This window comes from Epilithonimonas sp. KH_059, assembly GCF_057838485.1.
Genome location: NZ_CM174468.1, coordinates 1,049,197 through 1,071,909, shown reverse-complemented (window position 1 = coordinate 1,071,909; position 22,713 = coordinate 1,049,197). Strand labels below are relative to the sequence as shown.

General features: G+C 40.4%; 20 protein-coding genes, 1 other RNA gene and 2 pseudogenes. 13 read left to right on the top strand and 10 right to left on the bottom strand.

Annotation, left to right across the window (positions count from 1 at the left end):
• Positions 1 to 34: 34 nt before the first annotated feature.
• From AC3IRX_RS04990 to rnpB, 4 genes are all read left to right on the top strand, one after another.
• Entirely contained in the window at positions 35 to 694 is a 660-nt protein-coding gene (locus AC3IRX_RS04990; RefSeq protein ID WP_489211366.1) for a 30S ribosomal protein S16, read from the top strand.
• Between the two features lie 142 nt (positions 695 to 836).
• A complete protein-coding gene (locus tag AC3IRX_RS04985) occupies positions 837 to 1,130 on the top strand; it encodes a cupin domain-containing protein (protein WP_459112055.1) in 294 nt (97 codons plus the stop codon).
• Positions 1,131 to 1,447: 317 nt separating this feature from the next.
• Positions 1,448 to 1,990, top strand: a complete 543-nt coding sequence (gene rimM, locus AC3IRX_RS04980; protein WP_459112056.1) for a ribosome maturation factor RimM — start codon at positions 1,448 to 1,450, stop codon at positions 1,988 to 1,990.
• A gap of 169 nt (positions 1,991 to 2,159) precedes the next feature.
• Positions 2,160 to 2,469: RNase P RNA component class A (gene rnpB, locus AC3IRX_RS04975), an RNA gene on the top strand.
• A 3-nt stretch (positions 2,470 to 2,472) separates the two neighbouring features.
• Here the strand turns inward: rnpB and AC3IRX_RS04970 are convergent.
• Positions 2,473 to 3,345 (bottom strand): PPK2 family polyphosphate kinase, encoded by an 873-nt coding sequence (locus tag AC3IRX_RS04970; protein WP_489211364.1) that lies wholly within the window; start codon positions 3,343 to 3,345, stop codon positions 2,473 to 2,475.
• 247 nt (positions 3,346 to 3,592) lie between these two features.
• Positions 3,593 to 4,009 (bottom strand): DUF1573 domain-containing protein, encoded by a 417-nt coding sequence (locus tag AC3IRX_RS04965; RefSeq protein ID WP_489211363.1) that lies wholly within the window; start codon positions 4,007 to 4,009, stop codon positions 3,593 to 3,595.
• A 138-nt stretch (positions 4,010 to 4,147) separates the two neighbouring features.
• On the opposite strand from AC3IRX_RS04965, the gene AC3IRX_RS04960 reads away from it, so the two are divergent.
• The 5 genes from AC3IRX_RS04960 (at position 4,148) to AC3IRX_RS04940 (ending at position 10,156) form a co-directional block, all read left to right on the top strand.
• Entirely contained in the window at positions 4,148 to 6,766 is a 2,619-nt protein-coding gene (locus tag AC3IRX_RS04960) for a valine--tRNA ligase (protein ID WP_489211362.1), read from the top strand.
• 160 nt (positions 6,767 to 6,926) lie between these two features.
• Positions 6,927 to 7,565, top strand: coding sequence for a DUF4241 domain-containing protein (locus tag AC3IRX_RS04955; protein ID WP_489211361.1), 639 nt, complete (start codon positions 6,927 to 6,929; stop codon positions 7,563 to 7,565).
• Between the two features lie 65 nt (positions 7,566 to 7,630).
• Positions 7,631 to 8,524, top strand: a complete 894-nt coding sequence (locus AC3IRX_RS04950) for a ribokinase (protein WP_489211360.1) — start codon at positions 7,631 to 7,633, stop codon at positions 8,522 to 8,524.
• A gap of 133 nt (positions 8,525 to 8,657) precedes the next feature.
• Positions 8,658 to 9,512, top strand: a complete 855-nt coding sequence (locus tag AC3IRX_RS04945; protein WP_489211359.1) for an alpha/beta hydrolase family protein — start codon at positions 8,658 to 8,660, stop codon at positions 9,510 to 9,512.
• On the top strand, positions 9,509 to 10,156 hold the full coding sequence (locus AC3IRX_RS04940) for an HD domain-containing protein (RefSeq protein ID WP_489211358.1): 648 nt from the start codon (positions 9,509 to 9,511) through the stop codon (positions 10,154 to 10,156). Before AC3IRX_RS04945 ends, AC3IRX_RS04940 begins: the two co-directional genes overlap by 4 nt.
• Positions 10,157 to 10,174: 18 nt before the next feature.
• Here the strand turns inward: AC3IRX_RS04940 and AC3IRX_RS04935 are convergent, their stop codons facing one another.
• The gene (locus tag AC3IRX_RS04935; RefSeq protein ID WP_489211357.1) at positions 10,175 to 10,966 is read right to left on the bottom strand and encodes a GLPGLI family protein; all 792 of its coding nucleotides are present in this window, start codon (positions 10,964 to 10,966) and stop codon (positions 10,175 to 10,177) included.
• Between the two features lie 248 nt (positions 10,967 to 11,214).
• On the opposite strand from AC3IRX_RS04935, the gene AC3IRX_RS04930 reads away from it, so the two are divergent.
• Positions 11,215 to 11,805, top strand: coding sequence for a hypothetical protein (locus AC3IRX_RS04930; RefSeq protein WP_459083455.1), 591 nt, complete (start codon positions 11,215 to 11,217; stop codon positions 11,803 to 11,805).
• 225 nt (positions 11,806 to 12,030) lie between these two features.
• On the opposite strand, the gene AC3IRX_RS04925 is transcribed toward AC3IRX_RS04930, so the two are convergent.
• From AC3IRX_RS04925 to AC3IRX_RS04895, 7 genes are all read right to left on the bottom strand, one after another.
• A complete protein-coding gene (locus tag AC3IRX_RS04925; protein ID WP_489211356.1) occupies positions 12,031 to 12,417 on the bottom strand; it encodes a hypothetical protein in 387 nt (128 codons plus the stop codon).
• 202 nt (positions 12,418 to 12,619) lie between these two features.
• Positions 12,620 to 13,882, bottom strand: a complete 1,263-nt coding sequence (locus AC3IRX_RS04920) for a type II toxin-antitoxin system HipA family toxin (protein WP_489211355.1) — start codon at positions 13,880 to 13,882, stop codon at positions 12,620 to 12,622.
• Positions 13,883 to 13,884: 2 nt separating this feature from the next.
• Positions 13,885 to 14,151 (bottom strand): helix-turn-helix transcriptional regulator, encoded by a 267-nt coding sequence (locus AC3IRX_RS04915; protein ID WP_459083458.1) that lies wholly within the window; start codon positions 14,149 to 14,151, stop codon positions 13,885 to 13,887.
• 317 nt (positions 14,152 to 14,468) lie between these two features.
• The gene (locus AC3IRX_RS04910; RefSeq protein ID WP_459083459.1) at positions 14,469 to 15,665 is read right to left on the bottom strand and encodes an efflux RND transporter periplasmic adaptor subunit; all 1,197 of its coding nucleotides are present in this window, start codon (positions 15,663 to 15,665) and stop codon (positions 14,469 to 14,471) included.
• A gap of 26 nt (positions 15,666 to 15,691) precedes the next feature.
• Positions 15,692 to 16,960, bottom strand: a complete 1,269-nt coding sequence (locus tag AC3IRX_RS04905) for an ABC transporter permease (protein WP_459083460.1) — start codon at positions 16,958 to 16,960, stop codon at positions 15,692 to 15,694.
• A 35-nt stretch (positions 16,961 to 16,995) separates the two neighbouring features.
• Positions 16,996 to 18,225 carry an ABC transporter permease gene (locus AC3IRX_RS04900; RefSeq protein ID WP_489211353.1) on the bottom strand — a complete coding sequence of 410 codons (1,230 nt, stop codon included), beginning with the start codon at positions 18,223 to 18,225 and terminating at the stop codon, positions 16,996 to 16,998.
• Positions 18,226 to 18,285: 60 nt separating this feature from the next.
• Complete coding sequence (locus tag AC3IRX_RS04895) at positions 18,286 to 18,978, bottom strand: ABC transporter ATP-binding protein (RefSeq protein ID WP_489211352.1); 693 nt, start codon at positions 18,976 to 18,978, stop codon at positions 18,286 to 18,288.
• A 600-nt stretch (positions 18,979 to 19,578) separates the two neighbouring features.
• Here AC3IRX_RS04895 and AC3IRX_RS04890 point away from each other — a divergent pair.
• The 3 genes and pseudogenes from AC3IRX_RS04890 to AC3IRX_RS04880 all read left to right on the top strand — a co-directional run.
• Positions 19,579 to 20,553 carry a ribonucleotide-diphosphate reductase subunit beta gene (locus tag AC3IRX_RS04890; protein WP_489211351.1) on the top strand — a complete coding sequence of 325 codons (975 nt, stop codon included), beginning with the start codon at positions 19,579 to 19,581 and terminating at the stop codon, positions 20,551 to 20,553.
• A gap of 68 nt (positions 20,554 to 20,621) precedes the next feature.
• Positions 20,622 to 22,280: pseudogene (locus AC3IRX_RS04885) on the top strand (ribonucleoside-diphosphate reductase subunit alpha); the annotation flags it as partial.
• Positions 22,281 to 22,450: 170 nt separating this feature from the next.
• A pseudogene (locus tag AC3IRX_RS04880) lies at positions 22,451 to 22,591 on the top strand (IS982 family transposase); the annotation flags it as partial.
• Positions 22,592 to 22,713 lie beyond the last annotated feature (122 nt).

Genomic DNA, 22,713 nt, shown 5'->3' with positions numbered 1-22,713 from the left:
TTAACCGGGACGAGTTTCCCAAAATTTTAAATTTATGTCAGTAAAAATTAGATTACAAAGACACGGTAAGAAAGGTAAACCTTTCTTTCACATTGTGGTAGCAGACGCGAAAGCTAGAAGAGATGGACGTTACATCGAAAGACTAGGTATCTACAACCCTATCACCAATCCAGCGACTATTGAATTGGACGTGGATAAAGCAGTACTTTGGTTAAACCAAGGAGCTCAGCCTACCGATACGGCAAGAGCGATTCTTTCTCACAAAGGAGCTCTTCTTAAAAAACACCTTCAAGGGGGTGTAGCAAAAGGAGCTTTTGATCAAGCAGAAGCAGACAAAAGATTTGCAGCTTGGGCAGAAGACAAAGACAAAGCGGTAGAAGGACAGAAACAATCATTAAGCTCAGCGAAAGAAGATGCGAAAAAAGCAGCTCTTGAAGCAGAAGCGAAAGTAAACGCAGACAGAGTAGCAGCTCAAGAAGCTGTAGTTGCAGAAGCAAAAGCAGCAGAAGATGCAGCGAAAGCAGAAGCAGAGGCTCAAGCAAAAGCGGAGGCAGATGCGAAAGCAGCAGCGGAAGCGGAAGCAGCAGCTCCAGTAGCAGAGGTTGCTCCAGAAACTGAGGCTCCGGCAGCAGAAGAGGCAGCTCCAGCAGCTGAAGAAGCAGCTCCAGAAGCGGAGGGTGAAGCGAAAGCATAAGCTCTTACAAAGATTCTTATACAAAAGGTGTTACTTCGGTAGCACCTTTTTTTTGTTTGAATGAGTACTGATATAAATCAGAATGCCTTCTAATATCCAAGCGAATGGGTACCTTAGTAGAATAAACCCAAAAGTAGAAGATATGAATAATTCTGTCAACCCTACCGTAAAGCTTCTCTCTGCGGGAGAGTCGCTTACGCTAAAGCAAATGAGTGGAAATGAGGGAGAAATGCTCCCGAGGCATTCTGCTAGTTTAGAATCCGTCGTTTATATGAAGACTGGGGAAATCCTATTCCATATGAATGACAAGGCCACTCTACTTCGAGAAGGAGATTCCCTTATCGTACCGCCAAAAACTTCCCATCAAATTGAGGTCATTAAGGATTTTGAGGCGCTGCATTTTATGCCTAAAGAAATTCGATTTATTTTTGAATAATGTCTCCGGAATTCTTTGAGCTACGTGCATAAAAGGATATCCTCAAAACAAAAATCAATCTATACCCTGACAAAAATTTTGTGTTTGTCAGGGATTAGCCTGACAAATTTTCCAAACCATCCTTGTCAATAATCCAGAGACTGAATTTTATTATTGCTTCGGAAATGCAGTACCTTATAACAAATATAAATTCACTCAATTTAATTAGAACAATTCTCTTAAATTTGCACACAAGAAACTTTTTGGACCTAAGGCATGCTAATGAAGAGGTCTTGAACATTCTTAGAACTAAATTATAATTTGAAAATACAACTGTTTTGAATAAAGAAGATTGCTACTTGCTAGGAAAACTTACTCGCCGTCATGGACTTGCGGGCAATGTGGTTTTAAAGTTAGATACAGACCAGCCTGAGCTCTATAGTAAGCTAGAGGGGATCTTTGTCGAGATTAACGGAATGCTTGTGCCTTTCTTTATTGAGAAGCAGCAGTGGTTAAAAGGGGATTCAAAATTGGTTTTTTTCAAAAATGCCTCCGAATCACAAATTGATCAAGTTCTAGGGAGAGAGGTTTATTTGCCTTTGTCTACACTTCCTAAACTTTCTGGTAAGAAGTTCTATTACCACGAAGTCGTAGGTTTTGAACTTTTGGATCAGCACGGAGCTAACTTCGGCGTCATTCAATCGATCAACGACCAAACCGCGCAGCATTACTTTTTAACGAATCTTGAGGGTAAACAAGTAGTGGTCCCGATTATCAAGGATTGGATCTTAGACGTTAATCGAGAAGTAAAGACCATTACAATGGAACTTCCAGAAGGTCTTATGGAAGTCTTTACTCAACCTGCAATTAAGGACGAGTAGAATTCTAAGGTCTCAAATCCCTCCTGTTTTCAAGTAAATAGTGAGCCGTAACTCTTGTTACGGCGGATACTACTCATTTGATTTTAAAGAATTGAAGCGAGATTTCCTATGGAGACCGCTGCACTCCGATGCGTAAAAAAAGCTCAAAATAAAGTATCTTTGCCATCCATAAGAAATTCGGCTTGTTGATTCTTCCTTTGGAAGGGTAGGAAAGTCCGGACACCGTAGGGCAGTATAGCGGATAACATCCGTCCGCAGTGATGCGAGGACAAGTGCAACAGAAAGTATGTACAGTTCGGCTGTAGTGAAACCAGGTAAACTCTATACGGTGCAATGGTAAGTATATCGGCAATTAAGGGCGGCCCGTCCAATGCCGAGGGGTAATCAGCTCAAGTAAGGCAGCAATGCCTTGCGTAGATAAATAACAAGCATCGCCCTTTAGGGCGATACAGAATCCGGCTTATAGAATTTCTTATGGGTTTTTATTTTTCGCTCTCTAACGCCTTTTTTGCCTCAAGGAGCTCCTTCTTTCTCTCTTTCGGGAAATCTGGAAACGAAAGGTCCATTTCTTCAAGCGCATCAATAATAATTTGAACCGCGGCTACTCTAGCAAACCACTTTTGATCGGCAGGAACGATAAACCAAGGAGCATGGTCTTTGGAGGTTTTCGATATCGCAGTCTCATAAGCGTCTTGGTATTCATTCCAAAGCGCCCTTTCTTTTAGATCGCCATGAGCAAACTTCCAGTTTTTTTCTTCTTCATTCAATCGATCCAAAAAGCGCTCTTTTTGTTCGTCTTTTGAAACATGCAAAAATAACTTCACGATTTTCGTTCCGTTGCCTGCCAAATGCTTCTCAAAATGCTCAATGCTTTCAAAGCGATCTTCCCAGAATTGGGTGTCAAATTCTTTTATGTCGTCCCATACTTTTTCGCTCAAATTGTACTCAGGATGCACTTTGCAGACCAAAACGCTTTCGTAGTGGGAGCGGTTAAAGATTCCGATTTTTCCTTTTGCAGGAAGGGCGATTGTATGTCGCCATAGGAAATCGTGAGAATATTCCTTCGTGCTTGGCGTTTTAAAGGAGGTGACCTCACAGCCCTGTGGATTTACCCCACCAAAGACATGTTCAATTAAACTGTCTTTGCCGGCGGCATCCATAGCTTGGAGGATAATAAGGAGCGACTTTGAACCGTCCGCATAAAGTTTTTCTTGGAGTTCGTAGAGTTTTTCCTTCTCTAATTTGAGTAGGGCCTTTCCTTGGGCTTTGGTAAGCTCACCCTCGTAGCGGGTGCTATGCTTTTCGAGTTTTACCTTGCCTTTTGCGCGAAAGTTATCGCTGAAATCTAAATCCATCCTTAGCTGTGTTTAATTAAAAATCATTTTGTGTCTTAAAGGTCTTCAGACCTCGTTTCTATGAAAGCAGAAGGAAAACCTTAAATGGTTCCTTGCTTACTTTAAGGTTAAAATTAGTAAATAATTTAGAATCGAGAGGCTTCCTTCCCTAAAATAAAAAAAGCGCAGAGACGCTAAAGTCTCTACGCTATTCGTTTCCTTTCCTTTAGGGGAAATGGGCCAAAATTAAAATTTCAATTCTCTTTTCTTATTTTCCAGCTTTCTTCCCTTTTGGGGCTGCATTAGCAGGTACTTCTCCTTTCGGTTGAACGTTTCCTTTGATGTAAAGTGTGGCTCTACCTTGTTTCGGGTCGTTCGAATACACCTCAATTAGTTTGGTGAACTCTCCTTTTATTTTGGTGTCGTAGCCTACTTTGATTTTCGAGCTTTTTCCCGGTAGTACAGGGGCCTGGCTCCATTCTGGAGTCGTACATCCGCAAGCGGCTTGTACTTTATTAATGATTAAAGGTTTGTCTCCTGTGTTTCTCACATTAAAATAACGATGTCCGTCCGATCCCATTTCAATAACTCCGTACTCAATGGTGGTTTTATCAAATGCAATTTTCTGTGCGTATGTAGTGGCAATAGCGCATGCCACAAGGGCGATTGAAAGTAGTTTTCTCATAATTTGTATGTATTTATACTTTGGAAAATCCGTCGGTTGGATAAATTCCAAGGGACAAAGTTAAAAATATTTTGATTAAATGTTTTTAAATTTTTGTTTTGCCTATTTTTGCACTTAGGAAATCAAAAATTAGAGTTTATGCCACTTAATGACAAATACAACCCTTCCGAAACAGAAGAGAAATGGTACCGCTATTGGAGTGAGAACGGGTATTTTAAAAGTACCCCTGACGATCGTCCCCCGTACACGGTGGTGATCCCTCCACCCAATGTGACCGGAATTTTGCATATGGGGCATATGCTAAACAATACCATTCAGGATGTTCTTGTGCGTCGCGCAAGAATGAGAGGCTACAATGCTTGCTGGGTACCGGGCACGGATCACGCATCGATTGCTACAGAAGCAAAGGTAGTGGCAAAGCTAAAGAGCGAAGGAATTGACAAGAAAGACCTTACGAGAGAGCTGTTTCTTAAGCATGCTTGGGATTGGACAAACGAGTATGGCGGCACTATTTTAGAGCAACTTAAGAAAATTGGAGCTTCTTGCGACTGGGACCGTACCCGCTTTACCTTAGAACCCAAACTTTCTGAGCAGGTAATTAAATCGTTTGTGGCTTTGTATCGCAAAGGACTTATTTACCGTGGACACCGAATGGTGAACTGGGATCCCGAAGCGCAAACTAATATCTCGGACGAAGAAGTTATTTACAAAGAGCAAAACGGAAAGCTTTATTTCCTTAAATATAAAGTGGAAGGAAGCGAAGAGTTTCTTACGGTTGCTACTACGAGACCCGAAACCATTTTTGGAGATACCGCGATTTGCGTGAATCCTGCAGATGAGCGTTACGCTCATCTAATGGGGAAAAACGTAATTGTGCCTATCGTAGGAAGAGTCATTCCTGTCATTAGTGATGACTACGTAGATTTAGAATTTGGAACCGGGGCTTTGAAAATCACCCCTGCTCATGACATCAATGACTACGAAATTGGTCAAAAGCATGGCCTTGAACTAATCGATTCTTTAGACTCGGAAGGAAAATTAAATGACCATGGACTGCATTATGCAGGCAAAGATCGTTTTGTGGTTCGTAAAGAGATCGCGAAAGAACTTGCTGAAAAGGATTTGCTTTTAAAAGCGGAGGACTACGTGAATAAAGTAGGTACTTCTGAGAGAACTGGCGCTGTGATTGAGCCTAAAATCTCCGTGCAGTGGTTTTTGAAAATGGACGGACTCGCAAAACCCGCATTAGACGTGGTGATGAACGATGAGGTTAAATTCCATCCTGAGAAATTTAAAAATACCTATCGACACTGGATGGAGAACATCCGGGACTGGAACATATCTCGTCAATTGTGGTGGGGACAAAGAATTCCTGCCTTTTATTACGGATCCGGCGAATCGGATTTTGTCGTTGCGGAAACCATCGAAGAGGCGCTTACTATTGCCAAAGAAAAAACAGGGAATTCTTCCCTTACCCTTTCTTCTTTGTCGCAAGATGAAGACGCGCTTGATACCTGGTTCTCTTCGTGGCTTTGGCCTATGTCCGTATTTGATGGACTGCTTGACCCTGAAAACAAAGACATATCGTATTACTACCCAACCTCAGACCTAGTTACAGGTCCGGACATTATCTTTTTCTGGGTGGCTCGTATGATTATGGCGGGACAAGAGTTCAGAGGAGAAGTGCCGTTTAAAAATGTTTACTTCACAGGAATCGTTAGAGACAAGCAAAGACGCAAAATGTCGAAATCCCTTGGGAATTCACCCGATGCGCTTAAATTAATAGAGCAGCACGGTGCGGACGGCGTTCGCGTGGGAATTCTACTGAGTTCAGCGGCAGGGAATGACCTTCTGTTTGATGAAGATTTAATGCTTCAAGGACGAAATTTTGCAACCAAAATATGGAATGCCTACCGACTCATGGAAGGCTGGGAAAAGTCGGATGAGATTAAAGCGAGTAAGGGAGATCTTCAAACTATGGATTGGTTTGAAAACAAACTGGACAAAACCATCGTAGAGATCAATCAGCAGTTCGAGAAATTTAGAATTTCAGATGCTCTTCATTTATTATACAAACTGATTTGGGATGATTTCTGCTCTTGGTATTTAGAGGCTATTAAACCTAGCTACGGAGAAAAGGCTTCAAAAGAAGTTTACGAGCGTAGCATCGGATACTTTGAGGAGCTATTAAAACTGCTTCATCCGTTTATGCCGTTCTTAACAGAAGAACTTTGGCAGAATGCGAGCGAAAGAAGTACTGAGGAGGCGCTTATTATTGCGCAACAATCCGCAGGGAAAGCGTTTGATGAAAAGATCTTAACTGACTTTGAACTAACTAAAGAAATAATTTCTGGAGTTCGAAACTACCGCCAAAGCAAAGGGCTTTCTCCAAGAGAAGCGGTAGAACTTTACACCAGTAGCAAGGACCTTGCGAACCTTCCGGTTCTCGAGAAACTTGCAAACTTGGAAAGTGTTCATTTTGAAAGCAAAACGTCTCTTCCGAGCTATACGTTCCTTGTAGGGAACCAGGAGTTTTCGATTCCTTTAAGCGAGACCCTCGATTTAGAGGCAGAAAAGGAGAAAACACAGGAAGAAATCACTTACCTAAAAGGATTTTTAAAATCCGTCGAGAAAAAACTCTCGAATGAAAAATTCATGAGCGGAGCTCCTGAGAAGGTAGTGGAAATGGAAAGAAAAAAACATAAGGACGCGGAAGATAAAATCGCGTTATTGGAGCAAAAGCTCCTTACCCTTTAATTACGAGAAGGTGCACAAGTGTGCAAAGCATAAAGCCCCAAGGAAATCTTGGGGTTTATGTATCTAAAGTCAACAGAAAGCAGAAGGGAATGATTTCTATTTTCAAGGGGATTTTACTTTGGCACTGTTTTGCTTTGTCTATACTTAAGAATTGAATGATATGGAACCCATCGAGAATATAAAGAAACTTTTTAGCCGCAATTTCGTAGAAAGTCCACTTCTAGAGACCTTTGAGGCAGGGGTGCTTCATCTTCCTACAGGGGAGCTTGTAGCCTGTGATCCTATAATCACAAGCGACATGAAGCCTTTTACGCGCCGACTTAAGTCTGGCGATTATCCTGTGCTGATTCATAAGGAGAGGGAAAGTAGCTGCGTAGCTTACATAGAGCTCATATGTGCGGACACTCCCGTTGTAGATTGGGAGTTAGGACTTACGCAGGGACAAGATCCAAAAGAGCTTGCCTCCGGTGAAATCTTTGGCTTTCCTGTAGAATCAGGAATGGCCGCTTACATGGATAGCGATACGCAAAACGAACTTTCTCTATTAGAGCAAACGCTCTACGAAAGAAAAGGAGTGGATTTCATGGGACTTTATGAAGAGTTTTTCCACGAAGAATTTTTTGATGAAAACGGTGCAATCGATCAATTTGCACTTTTAGCTCCAAATGGAGAGAAGAAAGGACAAGTGTTTGCCTTTGAGGCAGGCTACGGCGAAGGCTTTTATGCGAGCTATTTTGGACTCGATTCAAGCGGTGAAATTGTCAAGGTCGTAAGTGAGTTTATCGAAGTCGGCAGTTAATTTTGTCCTAAAAGTTTGAGTCTTACTCTTGAATGCCCTAAATTTGTTATTTAACCTCTATCGCAATGCATAATACCTCTAAGCAACCTAAAATTATCGTGGTGGGCAGTAGCTCCGTGGATTTGGTGTTAAACACCAAAACCCATCCGGAACCTGGCGAAACCGTTTTAGCTTACAACAGCGAATATTTTTTTGGCGGAAAAGGAGCCAATCAGGCCGTCGGTACGGCAAGATTGGGTGCGAATGTATCCTTTATTGGATGCGTAGGAAAAGATTCCAAAGGCCAGCAAATTTTAGATAATCTGAAAAAGGAGGGTGTTGATGTATCTCATGTGGTACAAACAAGCGAGGCCGCAACCGGTTCCGCCTATGTTTCTGCTTCGGAAGGTAAGAATGCCATTGTCGTGGTTCCGGCTGCAAACCACCTTTTAAAACCTGCCGATATTGAGGCTGCTGAAAAAGAATTTGAATCCGCAGATCTTGTGCTCATTCAATTGGAGGTTCCTATGGAAGTGGTTGAGGCCACCGCAAAACTAGCTCAAAAGCACAATTTAAAACTTGGGATCTATGCAGCACCTGGACTGACTCTATCCCTAGAGACCCTACGATACGCCTCCTTCATCGTGGCAAAGAGTGTAGATCTTCCCATTGTCTTTGCCAATTGCAGTGAAAAGAATCTAATCAAATCCTTTGCAAACGTACTGTTTGTACGGGACGATAGCAATTCCACTACCTTTTACAACGGATCCGAAATGCGCTATTTAAGAAATGACCACGACGAGATTCTTCACAAAATGGGAATGGGTGATGCGTTCACTTCGGGATTTGCAATGGCCTTCTGCCAAGGAAAATCCACAGAAGATTGCGTGAAGTTTGGAAATAATGTTTCTCTAAAAGTAGCGATTAATCGCGGGTCACAAGCAGGTCTCCCTTTCTTAAAGGATCTTGATTCTCACTAAAACACTATTTAGAGCATACCGTCTACGTACTCTTTATATAAGAAATTATTAAAAATACTTTCATTTTTAAAGAGGCTTTTGTAGGAGGCGCTAAATGAGGGGTACTTCTAAAACCTGAAAGTCCCGATTATATATGAAAACAAGTTTGACACTTACCGCAGAATATGGCTATTCTTTAGCCGCCACCCTTTTTACCCCCGAAAATCCAAGGTCAAGACTGGTGGTTATTAACTGCGCAACCGGTGTAAGGCAACAGGTCTACTATTCCTTTGCTACTTACCTATGTGAAGAAGGATTTCATGTCTTATGTTACGATTATAGAGGAATTGGACTATCTAAGAATGGAGATATACGTAACCTAAAAGCCACGATGCGAGTTTGGGGCGCACTCGATTACAAAGCAGTCACAGACTACATTGAGCAGAACTATAAAGGGTTTGAAACGTATTTGGTAGGCCATTCTGTGGGAGCTCTTATCCTGGGAATGAACGAGGATTCAAAGAATTTTGAGAAATTTGTATTTGTCTCTACGCAAAATGCGTATGTCGGGCATTTAGACTTAAAAACAAAGCTCTTAGGACTCGCAGGGTTCGGACTGCTTGAGCCGCTTACGACAAGTGTACTTGGGTATTTTCCAGCTCCGTTTTTTGCCTTAGGAGAGCCTCTCCCCAAGGGAGTAAGCAAGGATTGGAGAACCCTAATCCTTCACAAAAAATCCACTGGACGACTGCTCGATAAGAGCGAAGTGGATGTGTCCAAAAGCTTAAATCAGAAAACTTTGGTCCTTTGGGCGAGTGACGACGCATGGCTCACCAAGTCCGGAGTCGAAGATTTACTAGACCGAACCTATCCTAACTTAAAACCCACTTATGACTTGGTATCTCCGAAGGACAGTCCACAAGAAGACATCGGACATGTGAATTTTTTCCGGTCCTACAACAAAGTGTTTTGGAAACGAGTTGTTACTTTTTTAAACGATACAAAATGAACGAAACCATAGAGAAAACCATAGACTTTGTAAAAAAGCAGCTTGAGGGAGCGGAAGCAGGCCATGACTGGTTCCATATCGAGCGTGTATGGAAAAACGCGAAGTTGATTGCAGAGGATACGAGCTGTGAATTGGAAGTGGTTGAACTTGCCGCACTTTTGCACGACATTGCAGATCCTAAATTCCATGACGGCGATGAAACTTTGGCCCTAAGCATTTCTAAAAAGTTTTTAGACTCAATTGGAGTGAAGGAGACTATCACAAATCAGGTGCTCTATATTATTGAACATATATCGTTTAAAAATAGGGAGAATGCTCCAAAATCGAGACCGATTGAACTCGATATTGTCCAAGATGCAGATCGATTGGATGCCATCGGAGCCATTGGAATCGCTAGGACCTTCAATTTTGGTGGATTTAAAAATAATCCCATGTACGATCCGAATCAAAAGCCCAGTTTAGCCATGTCCAAAGAAGAGTATAAGAAGTCTAATGGGACTACCGTTAACCACTTCTACGAAAAACTCCTTCTTTTAAAGGATTTTATGAACACCCCAAAAGCAAAAGCGTTGGCCGAGCAGCGTCATGCGTTTATGGAGCAGTTTTTAGACCAGTTCTATAACGAGTGGGAAGGGAAAGTGTAGGACGAGAAATCAAGGGTATTAAGGATAGGGAATAGCGTCCTTTAATTCTACCGGATTGTTGTCTGCCCGAAGATCTTTTTGAATCTTCTCTTTTCTCTCTTTCAAATTGGAAAGGGAGCTTTCATCACCAGTGTCGCGAATTGGGTTTTTATAATAATCGATTAGTAGCTTAGATCGCTGCGCTTTACTTATTTGTAGCGGTTCTTTAAATTGATAATCGACATTCAAATTCTCTTCTTTTTTGATTCCCGTCAAGTTGAACTCATAATCCCCTTTCGAGTCTTTCATCGATAGGATGAGACCAGGCAGTCCATAGAAAACGGACGGGCCTTCTGCAATCGAAATGTCGGGGGTGAACCAAGCTTCCCACTCCCTACCTGAATGGCTTAAAAGGGCTTTTTGAACTTTGTATTCGCCTATGGTATTGGTTTCGGATGTGATCTTCCAATCAAGTATAGGTAGGGGACTTTTCGTTTTATAAATTTCTCGTGCAAGACGAAGATATTCAGAATAGGTTTTTGCCTCATGGTCTTTTTTCACCATCTGTTTGAAATTCAAAGAACGCGGAGGCAAAAGACCATTGGACAGGGTCTGCGTTTGTGCAAGAGAATCTCCTTCATAGTGCTTGCGGTTGAGGAATATAGATTTTGATTGATCGACCAGCAGGATCATATCCGTTTTGCTCAGCGTAGTGGCCGCTGGATCGCTTTTAAAGTTCATCTCATAGGAAATTTTGTACTTCTGTGCCGATACAAGTCCAAAGAACAAGAGTAGGAAGAAGCCAAGCGCGAGCGAAAGATTATTTTTCATACTGGATATAGTTTACAAGTTTGTTAGTACCTAGGTCCATACTATCTAAGGATCCAAGGCTAAATAAAAATACACTTTATTTTTCAACGCATAGGTATACTAGATAAATGCATAGATCCTTCCTTTTAAGGCTGAGCGGGTTAAATAATCAATGTTGAGTGGGTTTTACACGCATTTTTTTACTAGATCAAAGGATTTACGAAGGATCGGGACTCACCTAGAAAGAAGATTTACTATCTTTGCCCCCGATGGAGAATTTCGTTTTTATCGTCTTTTTGCTACTGTGCTTTGCCATTCTGCTTTCAACCGTGAAAAGGAGAAAGCATAGCGTAAAGGTGCGTTTGGTGAGAGTCGTAATTGTCTTAGGGGCGAGTGCTTTTTTTGCGTACTGGTTCGTACAGAAGAGTTACGATCAGCTTGTTCCCAATTCCATGGCGGTACAAATCATAAACAAGCTACCACAGCCTGTTGATTTTTACGCAATTAAACTAGATTCCACAAAACTAGATTCCGAAAAATTCGACCTGCGTCATGCGGGTAAGATTCGCTCTGAGCATTACCGACTTGAATACTTGCAAATGGACAACTCAGATGAATACTGGCTTGCCGGATACATTGGAAAGAAGAACCTAGTGTATTTTTCGCAGCACGCGGTTCCCAATAAAAACATGGACCAAATTATTGAAATCAATAATTACATTAACCAGAGTTTAAAACTCTCACAAAAGGCGATGACCTTGGTGGAAGCCAAAAGAGTAAGCGATATGAGTACTTCCGTATGGGTTACACTTTCTTTACTTCTGCTATTTCTAAATACCGCACTTCTTTTCAAGAAGTAATCTTATTTTTTCGAAAGGTTGGCTGTTTAATTTATTTAAACTCGTATCCTTTTTAAAATTCTCTAAGCAGTTAAATTTCTAAAAATTATCCTATTTCGTATGAAGCTCTAATGTTTATCTAACAAAGTGCTCATAAAAGCTCTCTTAGATTTTAGTTTATTTAAGACACTAAATCTAATTTGAAAACTGATAATTGGAACAGGTGTTTTAGCAGGAAATAATTTTTTATTTTATTGAGCGAACCTGCGCTTCAAAAGACTTTAAATTTTTGCTGTACTTGTAAATGCTTGCTGCAAACGAAAGGAGGTATGCGGCTAAAATGACGAAATGGACAGTGAAATTTCCCATTGGGCTTTTTAATTCAAAATACACTATGGCAAATGTGATGATAGCGAGAAAAGGAAGGTTTAGAAGAATCGCACTTGAAAGACTCATTTGGAAAAATCCCGAGAGAAAATTCCATCCCGTGAATCGATTGGAGAAGTTCAAACTTCCCTCAGGAGATTTTGATATCATAACTTCTTGTACGGAATTAAGCCTTACAGTTAGCTTCTCTTGATTTTCCTTATACTCGTAGTGGTTAGAATTGAGATAATTGATTAGAGTATTCATGCGTGCGGAATTAATAATGGTTTTACCTATTGTCGGTGTGTAGATTACTACAGACTCTAATTTAAGGAAAAAAGAAATAATATGCAATTTTCTGAATTGAAACCTAAAATAAATTTGCTCAGAGGAGCAATTCTCCATTATATCAGTTGGTTATGCAGTTACTAGACAAATTATAAAAGAGCTGCAAATACCTGCCCTAATTCTATAACTGAATAAATTCAGCTTCAATTTTATCAATCACTTTTTGTGGAATGTCTTGTTTCTCTGCAAGCGGTCTAAATAATTCAGTCGCCGCAAGAACACGATCCATAATAGCATTCGGATTTTTAACAGTAAACTGATCGGCTATCTTTAATAAGTCCTCTCTGGTAATAGCACTTCTTTTTCCATTGATTGACATCGCTCGTGAAACCCTTATATAATTCTTTAAAGCATCTAGCGGATACGTCAGATCATAGGCTGGCGCTAGATTCCAACGGTCTTTATCTGTGTTATAAATGAAGGCGAAGTTCTTCAAATGATCATCAATATTGGCAAAAACCAAATTAAAAACCATTCGCTTGAAAAGTTGTTCTATATCTTTATGAGGAAGCCTAAGATCGACTGATAATCGGAAAAGATTTTCATAAGTAGAATTTTCTGGATTTTTAAAGTCCCAACCCGTCATTCCAGAAGCGGTCAAAACATGTTGTTTCTCTCCTTCTTGTCGATCAAACCGTAGGGTCGCAAAATGCTTATCATCAATTATTTTGGAGTCCATCATTTCAATTCCTAAAGATTTGGCAATTTGGTAGTAAATAAACTCTACTTTTTCCTTAGAATATCCTTCGTTTTCAGCAATCGACAATTTGATAAGATAGTGATTGTACTCTATAGAAGTTTCTAAATCACCCGCTTTTAACTGGCCTGTTTTTTTATGTTCTGAAACCAAAATTTTGGGTCCTGCACCGCCAGCGGATGTTCCGATTTTGAAAATATTTAGTAGCGCCACGTCGCTCAAGCCTTTTTCTTTAACAGCTGTTTTAACGTCAAGTACTTTTTTAACCCCCTGCGCAATTTCTGCGACATTTATCGTTGTGCTAGAGGTAATATCTTTGGCTGGACTAAATTCTAACGCTCCCATTCCCCTTTGACCTACATAGGTGAGTTGCTCTAAGGGAGAAATGTTCTTAATATCTTTATGGCTTGCTTCTAACCATTCTTTAAAAACGATGTTTCCAAAATAGTCAGGCAAAGAATCTGCAATCATAGGAGGCATACCCCTAAAAGTTTCGCTTTCAAATTCTGAAAAAACCTGAACATTTGGACTTCTCCTAATGACATAGGGAAAAAGCCTTTTATACAAATCCATCTCTAAATACGCTGGATTATACTGGAAAGATGATTTACGCTTATCTTCATCATAGCTAATTTTCCCAATCTCTACCCCTTGAAAATGAACAGAAATAATTTGATTTTTAGCCATACTTAATACATGGATTGGTTATTGGAAAGATTTTCCATTTTATTTTCAACAAATTGATTTAAGCCTTTCATTTCATCGAAATATTGTAAAATTTTCAATAATGTTTCGAGCGTAGGATTTTCTCCGTTTTCGAGATTTGCTATGGTGAATCTCGATAGCTCCAGCTCCTGAGCTAATTCCTGTTTGGTGAGACGTTCTGCTTTGCGCATCATTCGACACCAAGACCCAATATTGGTTTTCATTTCTTTTATCGTAATCGAATCGAGCATACTATTGTTTATTATAATAAACAAATATACTAAAAAACAGATACTTTGATAGATTTAATAAACAAAAATCAAAATAATTATTCCAATAGTTTTATCCCTAAAGCAAATTATCGCAGTTTATAAACTTATGAAAACAATAGAACAACTGCTATTTTGACAATAGCAATCGAGGAGCAAAATGTTGTTTGAAATAATGGAAGTGTTGTGGGTTGTATGCACAAAAATTTATTGTGGGTTCTGTAAAACGGGTCGTAAAAAAAAATTCTGAAACCCGCATTTGCCAGCTCCAGAATTTCACAATTATAATTAGGTTTTTTTTACTTGCTTTGTTGCTCTTTTAGAGCTTCTTTATCCTTATCGCTTGGATTCCATACTTTGACTTCAGAGTCTTTTGTAATACCGGATAGGATCTGAACATTGATTCCATCACTGGCTCCTAATTTTACAGTGCGTTTTTTAAAGGAACCGTCCGGTTGTTTTACTTCGACGAAAGGAGTGTCCTTTCCTTTGACTTTTTCATATTGAATAAGTGCTTCTTCCAAAAGTAGTGCATTTTTTTGAGAACTCAGCACAATTTCCCCATTTGCAGAAAATCCAGCACGAATGTATTCATTGTCAGGATTAAAGACGTCCCCTTCGACAGGGAATTTAATCGTCCCGTTCTCATCCTTCCCTTTGGGTGCAATCATGGTAAGTTTGCCCGGGAATTTTTTGTTTTGAAGGGCGCCGATTACGATGTTTAAATCCATGCCTTCTTTTAGTTTTCCAGCCTGAGCTTCATCGATTTGTCCTTCAAAGATAAGAGAATTTAAATTAGCGACCGAAGCAATGGTTGTACCTGCGTTAAAAGAGTTGGCTTCAATCACCTGGCTACCCACTTTTACAGGTACGTCTAATACCGTTCCTGTAGCTTTCGAACGAATCTGTGTAGTGGCCATTCCTTGAAGTTCAGGAGTGACTCCTGTTCTTGCAATTTGAAGGCTTTTTCTCGCCGTAGAAAGTTGTTGGTTCGCATTGTTTAATTGAATCTGTGCACTTTGCAATTGCTGCTGAGCCGTAAGGAATTCTTGTTTTGAAATGACTCCTTGCGTATACAGCTTTTGCTGCATATCAAACTGCTGTCTCTGGTTCGCAAGATTTGCTTTTGCATTGCTAATCTGAAGATTTGCATTGTTAACTTCTTGCATGGAAGCATTTACGTTCTGCACACTTGGCACGATTTGAATCGTGGCAATTAGTTGTCCCGCGCTCACATGGTCCCCTTCTTTCACTAGAATTTTATTAATAATTCCAGGCATGTTTGGTTTGATTTCAATTTCTTCTCTAGGAACAATCTTTCCTGTGGCCATCACCTTATCGTCCATGTCTTTGATGACTGGTTTTTTGGTTAGAAACACTTCGCTCTTGCTTGAGTTAGAGCTGATGAGGTAAGAGATTCCTGAAATGAGGCCTAAAGCCAGTAAAAGACCTAGGAAAATGTAAAGGGCTTTTTTCAGGGTGAACTTCTTTTTCATATTGTACAGTTTTTTCTTATTACTTATTATTCGGATCTAAGGGCCTCAATGGGTCTGATTTTCACGGCTCTTTGCGCAGGAATCATTCCAATGACAAGGCCTAGGGATAGCATGACAGCCATGGCAATGGCGACGTTCGAATAATCCACTGTGGGATTATAGAACGGGAAGGCATCTTGGTTTTGCGTTGCCATATTTAAAATCATGAGTAGGAAAATCCCAAACATGAATCCTAAAATTCCAGAGCTTAAGGTAATCACAACACTTTCTAAAAGGATCTGATTTCGGACTTCACTTGGTTTTGCCCCTAGGGCACGCCGGATTCCAATCTCTTTTGTACGTTCTTTTACCGTAATTAGAAGAATGTTTGAAATGGCAATGACCCCTGCAAGAATGGTAAGGGTTCCTACCACAATGGTAAGGAGCTGCATTCCGGTTAAAAAGCCTGTAAGCTTTTTAAATTCCTTCCCTAGGTTAAAACTTCCGTAGGCATTGCTATCGTCTGGAGAAACGTCGTAGCGTTCCTTTAATTGGTCTTTTACTTCGGTTTCCACGGCCGTTAAATCGGCATCCGGTTTACTCACGATGGCAAAGAATCCTACTTTATCTCCATCGTTATACATTTTTGTAAAGGTGGATAAGGGAATGTAGGAAGCTCGATCGCTTTCCATACCGCCTTGGGATTTTACTTTAAATACGCCAATCACGTTGAAAAAGATTCCTTTTACATTAATGGATTTGCCTAATGGGTTCTCATGCTTCTTATGGTCGAAGAAATTCTTATAGATTTCTTCTCCTATGACAATCACGTTTTTACTTTCGTTCACATCGGAATCGTTCAAATATCGACCGTACAAAAGTTTCTTCTCCGAGATCTTATTTCCAATAGGAAGGTCTCCCGTAAGCGTATAGACTTCCGTTGTTCCATTTCTTGACATCTGCTCTCCCGGGGTACCGAAGTTCCCTCGGCTGTTCTGAGGGGAGATGTAATCGATTTGCGGAACTTTGCTTTGCAAATACTCAATATCGCCCAAATGAAGATTCATTTGTCTTCCCTTTGGAAATCCTGCGTAAGGAATATTGGTGTTCTGCGCCCACATGAAAATAGAGTTCGTTGCAAACCCTGAGAATACTTTGTCAAAACCATTCTCCATTCCTTTCGCGGCCCCTAAAAGAGCCACGTATAAAAACATACCCCAAGCCACACCAATCATAGTAAGAAACGTACGAAGCTTGTTGTTTCTTAATGAGTGGTAGATCTCCTGCCAAGTGTCGCGTTTGAATAGGATGTTCATGCCGGTTTATTTTCTCTTTATTAGGTTCAAGTTGTTTATTCAGTTCTAAGGGCTTCGATCGGTCGGATTTTACTGGCTCTATACGCCGGTACAAATCCTGCAATTAACCCGGAGATGATTAAGGCAATAAAGGCCATGGCCATCGTGCCCCAGCCCACGGACGGGTCTTTAATGAAATACTTTTCTAAATTGTCGCCAATTAACTCAAGGGTTAACACTCCTAAGAGAACGCCTACAATACCTGAAATAATCGTAATGACTAAACTTTCTTGTACGATAAGCCCCACGATGCTTTTGGGTTTGGCCCCAATCGCTTTTCGAACTCCAATCTCTCTAGTTCTTTCTTTTACGATGTACACCATGATATTCGAGATCCCAATGATCCCCGCCATCAAGGTTCCTAGACCAATGAATCCTACGATTAAGGTTAAGACGAACATGAATTTAATGGTGTCTTCCATGTTGCTTGCATTGTTTCGAACTACGATCGCATTGTCATCGTCTGGAGAGACTTTATGCTTGCTTTTAAGTTTCGTTTGCAAATCTTCCCCGTACTTAATTGCCTCCGAAGGAGAAAGGTTAGGATTGTAAGTAATATAAATATTACTAAGCGTATCTGAACCTTTTTTCATTTGTTGTAGGGTGGTCACGGGAACTGTAATCATTCTCTCGTCCCAGTCTCCACCGTCGTCTGAAAAGACGCCTACCACTGTAAACATCGTTCCATTGATATTTAGTTCTTTTCCGACAGGACTTCCGTTTTTAATTAAGTCCCTTTGGACCATTCGACCGATGACGGCCACGTAATTGTTTCGGTTGATATCGCCTGCGTTGAGATAGCGTCCTTCGAGAAGGTCTCTGTTTTCAATGTTTTTTTCTTCCGGCTCGCTTCCAGAAATCTGGTACGTCCCGCTTTCGTTTCCGTATTTAACGAGAAGGGAAGCGGAGTATCGAGGAGTGGAATATTCTACTTTCTCAGGGTCGTACTTAAGAACCTTATCGTAGTCGTCGTTTTTAAGTACAATGGTGCGGTCTTCCTGAAGACCTCCGTAGGCAATGGTGGTTTTTCCTGTGAAAATGGAAATCAGGTTTTGTGCGTCTCTAGCGAAGCCTTGCGTAAATGCGTTTTGAAGACCGGTTCCTATTCCGAACAGAACCACAAAAATATAAAGGCCAAGGGCAACCGTAAAACCAGAAAGGACGGTTCTAAGGACATTGCTCCGTATGGAGGCGAAAATTTCTTGCCAGCGGTCTAAATCAAACATGAGGTCTTGTAAGGATTTATGGTACTCTTTTTTATTTAATTCTTTTTCTTTTTCAAAGGCTTAGGAAAGGACTCTTTGCTTGATGAACTCGTCGCTTTCAATGCGTCCATCCTTTAAAAGGACATTTCGTTTGGTTTGCGCCGCCACGTCCGGTTCGTGGGTCACCACGATAATGGTTTTGCCGCCTTCGTTAATTTCTTGAAGAAGCATCATGATTTCGTGGGTGGTTTTACTATCCAGGGCTCCTGTCGGTTCATCCGCAAGGATAACCTTTGGGTCTGTGATGAGTGCGCGAGCAATCGCGACTCTTTGTTTTTGCCCTCCAGAGAGTTCGTTAGGCAAGTGATTTGCCCAAGGACCCAGGCCTACCTTTTCTAAATATTCTAAAGCTTTTGCATTTCTTTCTTTTCGCCCTACGTTTTGGTAGTAGAGAGGGAGTGCCACATTTTCTAAAGCCGTTTTGTACCCAATGAGATTAAAGGATTGAAAGACAAACCCTAGAAAACGACTTCTGTATTCAGCCGCTTTGGTTTCATTTAACTGCTCAATCGGAATTCCATCCAGTTCGTAGACTCCTGAATCTTTTTCGTCTAAGATTCCAATGATATTTAAAAGAGTTGATTTTCCAGATCCCGAACTTCCCATAATGGAGACAAACTCACCCGCATCAATAGAAAGGTCTATGCCTTTAAGCACGTGAAGTTTGCTTTTGCCGGTATCGTACGATTTATGAAGATCCTTAATAAGTAACATGGGCCCTTAGATTGATTTCTCAATAAGTGTAAAAAATAAATAATTTGTTACAGACTCTTTTGAAAATCCAAAAAAAGAAAGCGAATTAAAAGGGATATAATTCTTTGTTGTTCTCATTTTGATTTCTGGTAGAAGAATAAGAGTAGGTATTCGTAACAATAAGATTGGAGTTCGTGGAAATTAGATCCTTTTTAAGTGGATTAGCAGATCATAGAGGAGGCCTAAGGAATGTTTTGTTCTATTTAAACAAGAGGTTTCAAAGTGTGTGTTTAATAGTATTCACCTGTACATCATGTAGATACAAATCTTTGTTTAACGCCAAATCCGTGTTTTACGTGGTTTTGTAAAGAAAGAAGGCTGTAACCTACTAACAATGCGCACTCTGTGTCATTGTGGAAAACTTTTGGCCCTCATTTGATGAGATTTAATACTCTTCATTTTTTATCTATCAATTCATTCTCTATTTTTGCTACTGTTCGTAAAAGGCAAAATCCATGAAATTTAATGGAATCTACAAAGCGGATAACTTTTCGTTATCTCCTTTTTTATGCCCCGAACGATAAAATCATTTTAGTAACCGTTTAACTTGCACCTTTCATTATGGGAATCTTTGATAAAAGAATTAGCTACAAGCCGTTTGAGTACCCAGAAGTACTTCAATATACAGAAGCCATTAACAAAGCCTTTTGGGTTCATTCGGAAGTCGATTTCACGGCGGACGTACAGGACTTTCATTCGCAGTTAGAGCCTCATGAGAAACTAGCGGTCAAGCATGCTCTTTTAGCCATTGCTCAAATTGAAGTGTCAGTTAAAACGTTTTGGGGGAACTTGTACCACCATATGCCTAAGCCAGAACTCAATGGACTGGGAGCTACGTTTGCAGAATGTGAGTTTCGTCACTCAGAGGCTTATTCACGCCTGTTAGAAGTTCTTGGATATAACGAGGACTTTTTAAAAGTAGTGGAGATCCCTGTAATCAAGAAAAGAATTGAATTCTTATCTAATGTACTTCGCCATGCGAATTCCACGACGCCAAAAGAGTACGTATCCTCTCTTTTGTTATTCTCGATCTTAATTGAGAACGTTTCTCTTTTCTCACAGTTCGCAATTATCTTGTCTTTTACCCGTTTTAAAGGATACATGAAAAACGTGAGTAACATTATTGCTTGGACTTCTGTGGATGAGCAGATTCATGCGAATGCAGGAATCTATCTAATCAATAAAATTAGAGAGGAGCAGCCAGATCTACTAACAGATTCTGATATAGAAGACATTTATACCCTTGTGGATCATTCTATCGAAGTGGAAGGCGAGATTCTAGACTGGATCTTCCAAGGAGGAGAACTCGATAACTTCTCAAAAACGGATCTCTTAAACTTTATGAAATATAGAGTAGATGATTCGTTAAAGAAAATCGGGATGCAGACCCGTTACAACGTTTCACCAGAGGAGTATCGTCCGATGGTATGGTTTGAAGAAGAAGTATTTGCGAATTCGCTAGATGACTTCTTTGCAAAAAGACCGGTGGATTACACCAAGCACGACAAGAGTATTACCGAAAACGATCTTTTCTAAGTTTTCGTAATTCTCAAACAATCAGTATACACTGCCTTTTCTAGAGGAAAAGGCCTAACTCAAAAAAAACTATGGAAGAAAATACCGATATCTGGTGGCTTAATGAAGAGTCCGAACAAATGCTAAACCGTGGGTATCTGCTGAAAGGAGAAACCGTAAAAGGAGCAATCGAGCGTATTACCACCGCGGCGGCAAAACGTCTATACAAACCAGAGCTTCAACCCGCGTTTGAAGAAATGATTACCAAAGGTTGGATTAGTTTTTCGTCTCCGGTATGGGCGAATATGGGGACTCAAAGGGGTCTTCCTATTTCTTGTTTCAACGTACACGTACCCGATCATATTGAAGGCATTACCCATAAATTGGGAGAGGTTATCATGCAAACCAAAATTGGAGGAGGAACTTCTGGCTATTTTGGAGAACTCAGAAACCGCGGAACCGCGGTGACCGACAATGGAAAGTCTTCAGGAGCCGTTTCCTTCATGAAGCTGTTTGATACAGCAATGGATGTGGTATCTCAAGGAGGGGTTCGTAGAGGAGCCTTTGCTGCCTACTTAGACATTGACCATGGAGATATTGAAGAGTTCTTATCCATCAAAGATATTGGATCTCCGATCCAGAATCTATTTACGGGAGTTTGCGTTCCGGATTACTGGATGCAAGACATGATTGATGGAGATACGGAGAAGAGAAAGATCTGGGCAAGAGTCCTAGAGAGTAGACAACAAAAAGGACTTCCTTATATCTTCTTTACAGACAATGTGAATAGAAATAAACCTCAGGTTTATAAAGATTTAGGTCTAACGGTGAATGCAAGTAACCTTTGCTCTGAAATCATGCTTCCGTCAACGAAGGATGAGTCGTTCATCTGCTGTCTTTCATCAATGAACTTAGAGTTATACGACGAATGGAAAGACACCAATGCCGTGAAACTTGCAATCTATTTCTTAGATGCAGTTCTTTCTGAGTTTATTGAAAAGACCGAAGGAAATTACTACCTAACAGGAGCAAGAAACTTCGCAATGAGACACAGAGCCTTAGGACTAGGAGTTCTAGGATACCATTCTTACTTACAGAAGAACCTAATTCCATTTGAAAGTTTTGAAGCGACACAGTTTAATGCAAGAGCCTTTAGACACATTCGTGAGCAGGCTGAGATAGCATCGGCTGAACTAGCGAATATTTACGGAGAACCGGAACTTTTAAAAGGATACGGAAAAAGAAATACAACTTTAATGGCAATTGCGCCAACGACTTCTAGCTCCGCGATTTTAGGGCAGTCGTCTCCAGGTATTGAGCCTTTCTCTTCCAATTACTACAAAGCTGGACTTGCCAAAGGGAATTTCATGCGTAAGAACAAGTATTTAACCAAATTACTTGCTGAGAAAGGAATTGAAAACGAAGAAACGTGGAGAAGCATCATGTTAAATCATGGATCTGTCCAGCACTTAAGCGAACTTACAGACGAAGAAAAAGCAGTATTCAAAACCTTCAAGGAGATTTCTCCGATGGAGATCGTTTCTCAAGCTGCACAAAGACAGCAGTATATTGATCAGGCTCAGTCCTTAAATATGCAGATTCCGTCTACGATGCCAGTGAAGGATGTGAACTTTGTGATGATTGAAGCCTGGAAAAAAGGTGTAAAAACACTTTATTACCAAAGAAGCTCCTCTGTTTCGAAAGAGCTTATGGTGAACTTCGTAACATGCAGTGCGTGTGAAGCGTAAGTAGTAATTAAATTACGCCAATCAATCGTTGAATAAGTAAGGGGCATTCGCATAGCGAAGGCCCTTTTTTAGTGATGTTACCTGTTGTGCATTTAGAAATTGAAAGGAAAAAAGATTGTCCATTTGATTAAAAAATCGTATATTTAATTGATTACCAAGTCATTAAATAGATGAGCGATCTCATTCAAAACTACGAAATTATTTTAAAAGAATTGACAGCAACCTGTAAACATAGTAAGTCAAATAAGCAGATCAGACTACCGAAAATGTCTGACTTGGAACTTGTGGTGATGGGTGTTCTCTTTTTTTACCATGATTAATTTCGATTGTAATTTGACAATTTGTAATGTGAAGAGTGGATTCCAATGAGGGAAATGGATGAAATTTGAGATTTTCCATTTGAAATAAAATGTCCCCTTGCAGGATTTCAGTT

Excerpts from the sequence above, each read along its gene's own strand:
- AC3IRX_RS04990 (WP_489211366.1), top strand. The coding sequence starts at position 35 with ATGTCAGTAAAAATTAGATTACAAAGACACGGTAAGAAAGGTAAACCT.
- AC3IRX_RS04985 (WP_459112055.1), top strand. The coding sequence starts at position 837 with ATGAATAATTCTGTCAACCCTACCGTAAAGCTTCTCTCTGCGGGAGAG.
- AC3IRX_RS04970 (WP_489211364.1), bottom strand. The coding sequence starts at position 3,345 with ATGGATTTAGATTTCAGCGATAACTTTCGCGCAAAAGGCAAGGTAAAA.
- AC3IRX_RS04965 (WP_489211363.1), bottom strand. The coding sequence starts at position 4,009 with ATGAGAAAACTACTTTCAATCGCCCTTGTGGCATGCGCTATTGCCACT.
- AC3IRX_RS04960 (WP_489211362.1), top strand. The coding sequence starts at position 4,148 with ATGCCACTTAATGACAAATACAACCCTTCCGAAACAGAAGAGAAATGG.
- AC3IRX_RS04955 (WP_489211361.1), top strand. The coding sequence starts at position 6,927 with ATGGAACCCATCGAGAATATAAAGAAACTTTTTAGCCGCAATTTCGTA.
- AC3IRX_RS04950 (WP_489211360.1), top strand. The coding sequence starts at position 7,631 with ATGCATAATACCTCTAAGCAACCTAAAATTATCGTGGTGGGCAGTAGC.
- AC3IRX_RS04945 (WP_489211359.1), top strand. The coding sequence starts at position 8,658 with ATGAAAACAAGTTTGACACTTACCGCAGAATATGGCTATTCTTTAGCC.
- AC3IRX_RS04940 (WP_489211358.1), top strand. The coding sequence starts at position 9,509 with ATGAACGAAACCATAGAGAAAACCATAGACTTTGTAAAAAAGCAGCTT.
- AC3IRX_RS04935 (WP_489211357.1), bottom strand. The coding sequence starts at position 10,966 with ATGAAAAATAATCTTTCGCTCGCGCTTGGCTTCTTCCTACTCTTGTTC.
- AC3IRX_RS04930 (WP_459083455.1), top strand. The coding sequence starts at position 11,215 with ATGGAGAATTTCGTTTTTATCGTCTTTTTGCTACTGTGCTTTGCCATT.
- AC3IRX_RS04925 (WP_489211356.1), bottom strand. The coding sequence starts at position 12,417 with ATGAATACTCTAATCAATTATCTCAATTCTAACCACTACGAGTATAAG.
- AC3IRX_RS04920 (WP_489211355.1), bottom strand. The coding sequence starts at position 13,882 with ATGGCTAAAAATCAAATTATTTCTGTTCATTTTCAAGGGGTAGAGATT.
- AC3IRX_RS04915 (WP_459083458.1), bottom strand. The coding sequence starts at position 14,151 with ATGCTCGATTCGATTACGATAAAAGAAATGAAAACCAATATTGGGTCT.
- AC3IRX_RS04910 (WP_459083459.1), bottom strand. The coding sequence starts at position 15,665 with ATGAAAAAGAAGTTCACCCTGAAAAAAGCCCTTTACATTTTCCTAGGT.
- AC3IRX_RS04905 (WP_459083460.1), bottom strand. The coding sequence starts at position 16,960 with ATGAACATCCTATTCAAACGCGACACTTGGCAGGAGATCTACCACTCA.
- AC3IRX_RS04900 (WP_489211353.1), bottom strand. The coding sequence starts at position 18,225 with ATGTTTGATTTAGACCGCTGGCAAGAAATTTTCGCCTCCATACGGAGC.
- AC3IRX_RS04895 (WP_489211352.1), bottom strand. The coding sequence starts at position 18,978 with ATGTTACTTATTAAGGATCTTCATAAATCGTACGATACCGGCAAAAGC.
- AC3IRX_RS04890 (WP_489211351.1), top strand. The coding sequence starts at position 19,579 with ATGGGAATCTTTGATAAAAGAATTAGCTACAAGCCGTTTGAGTACCCA.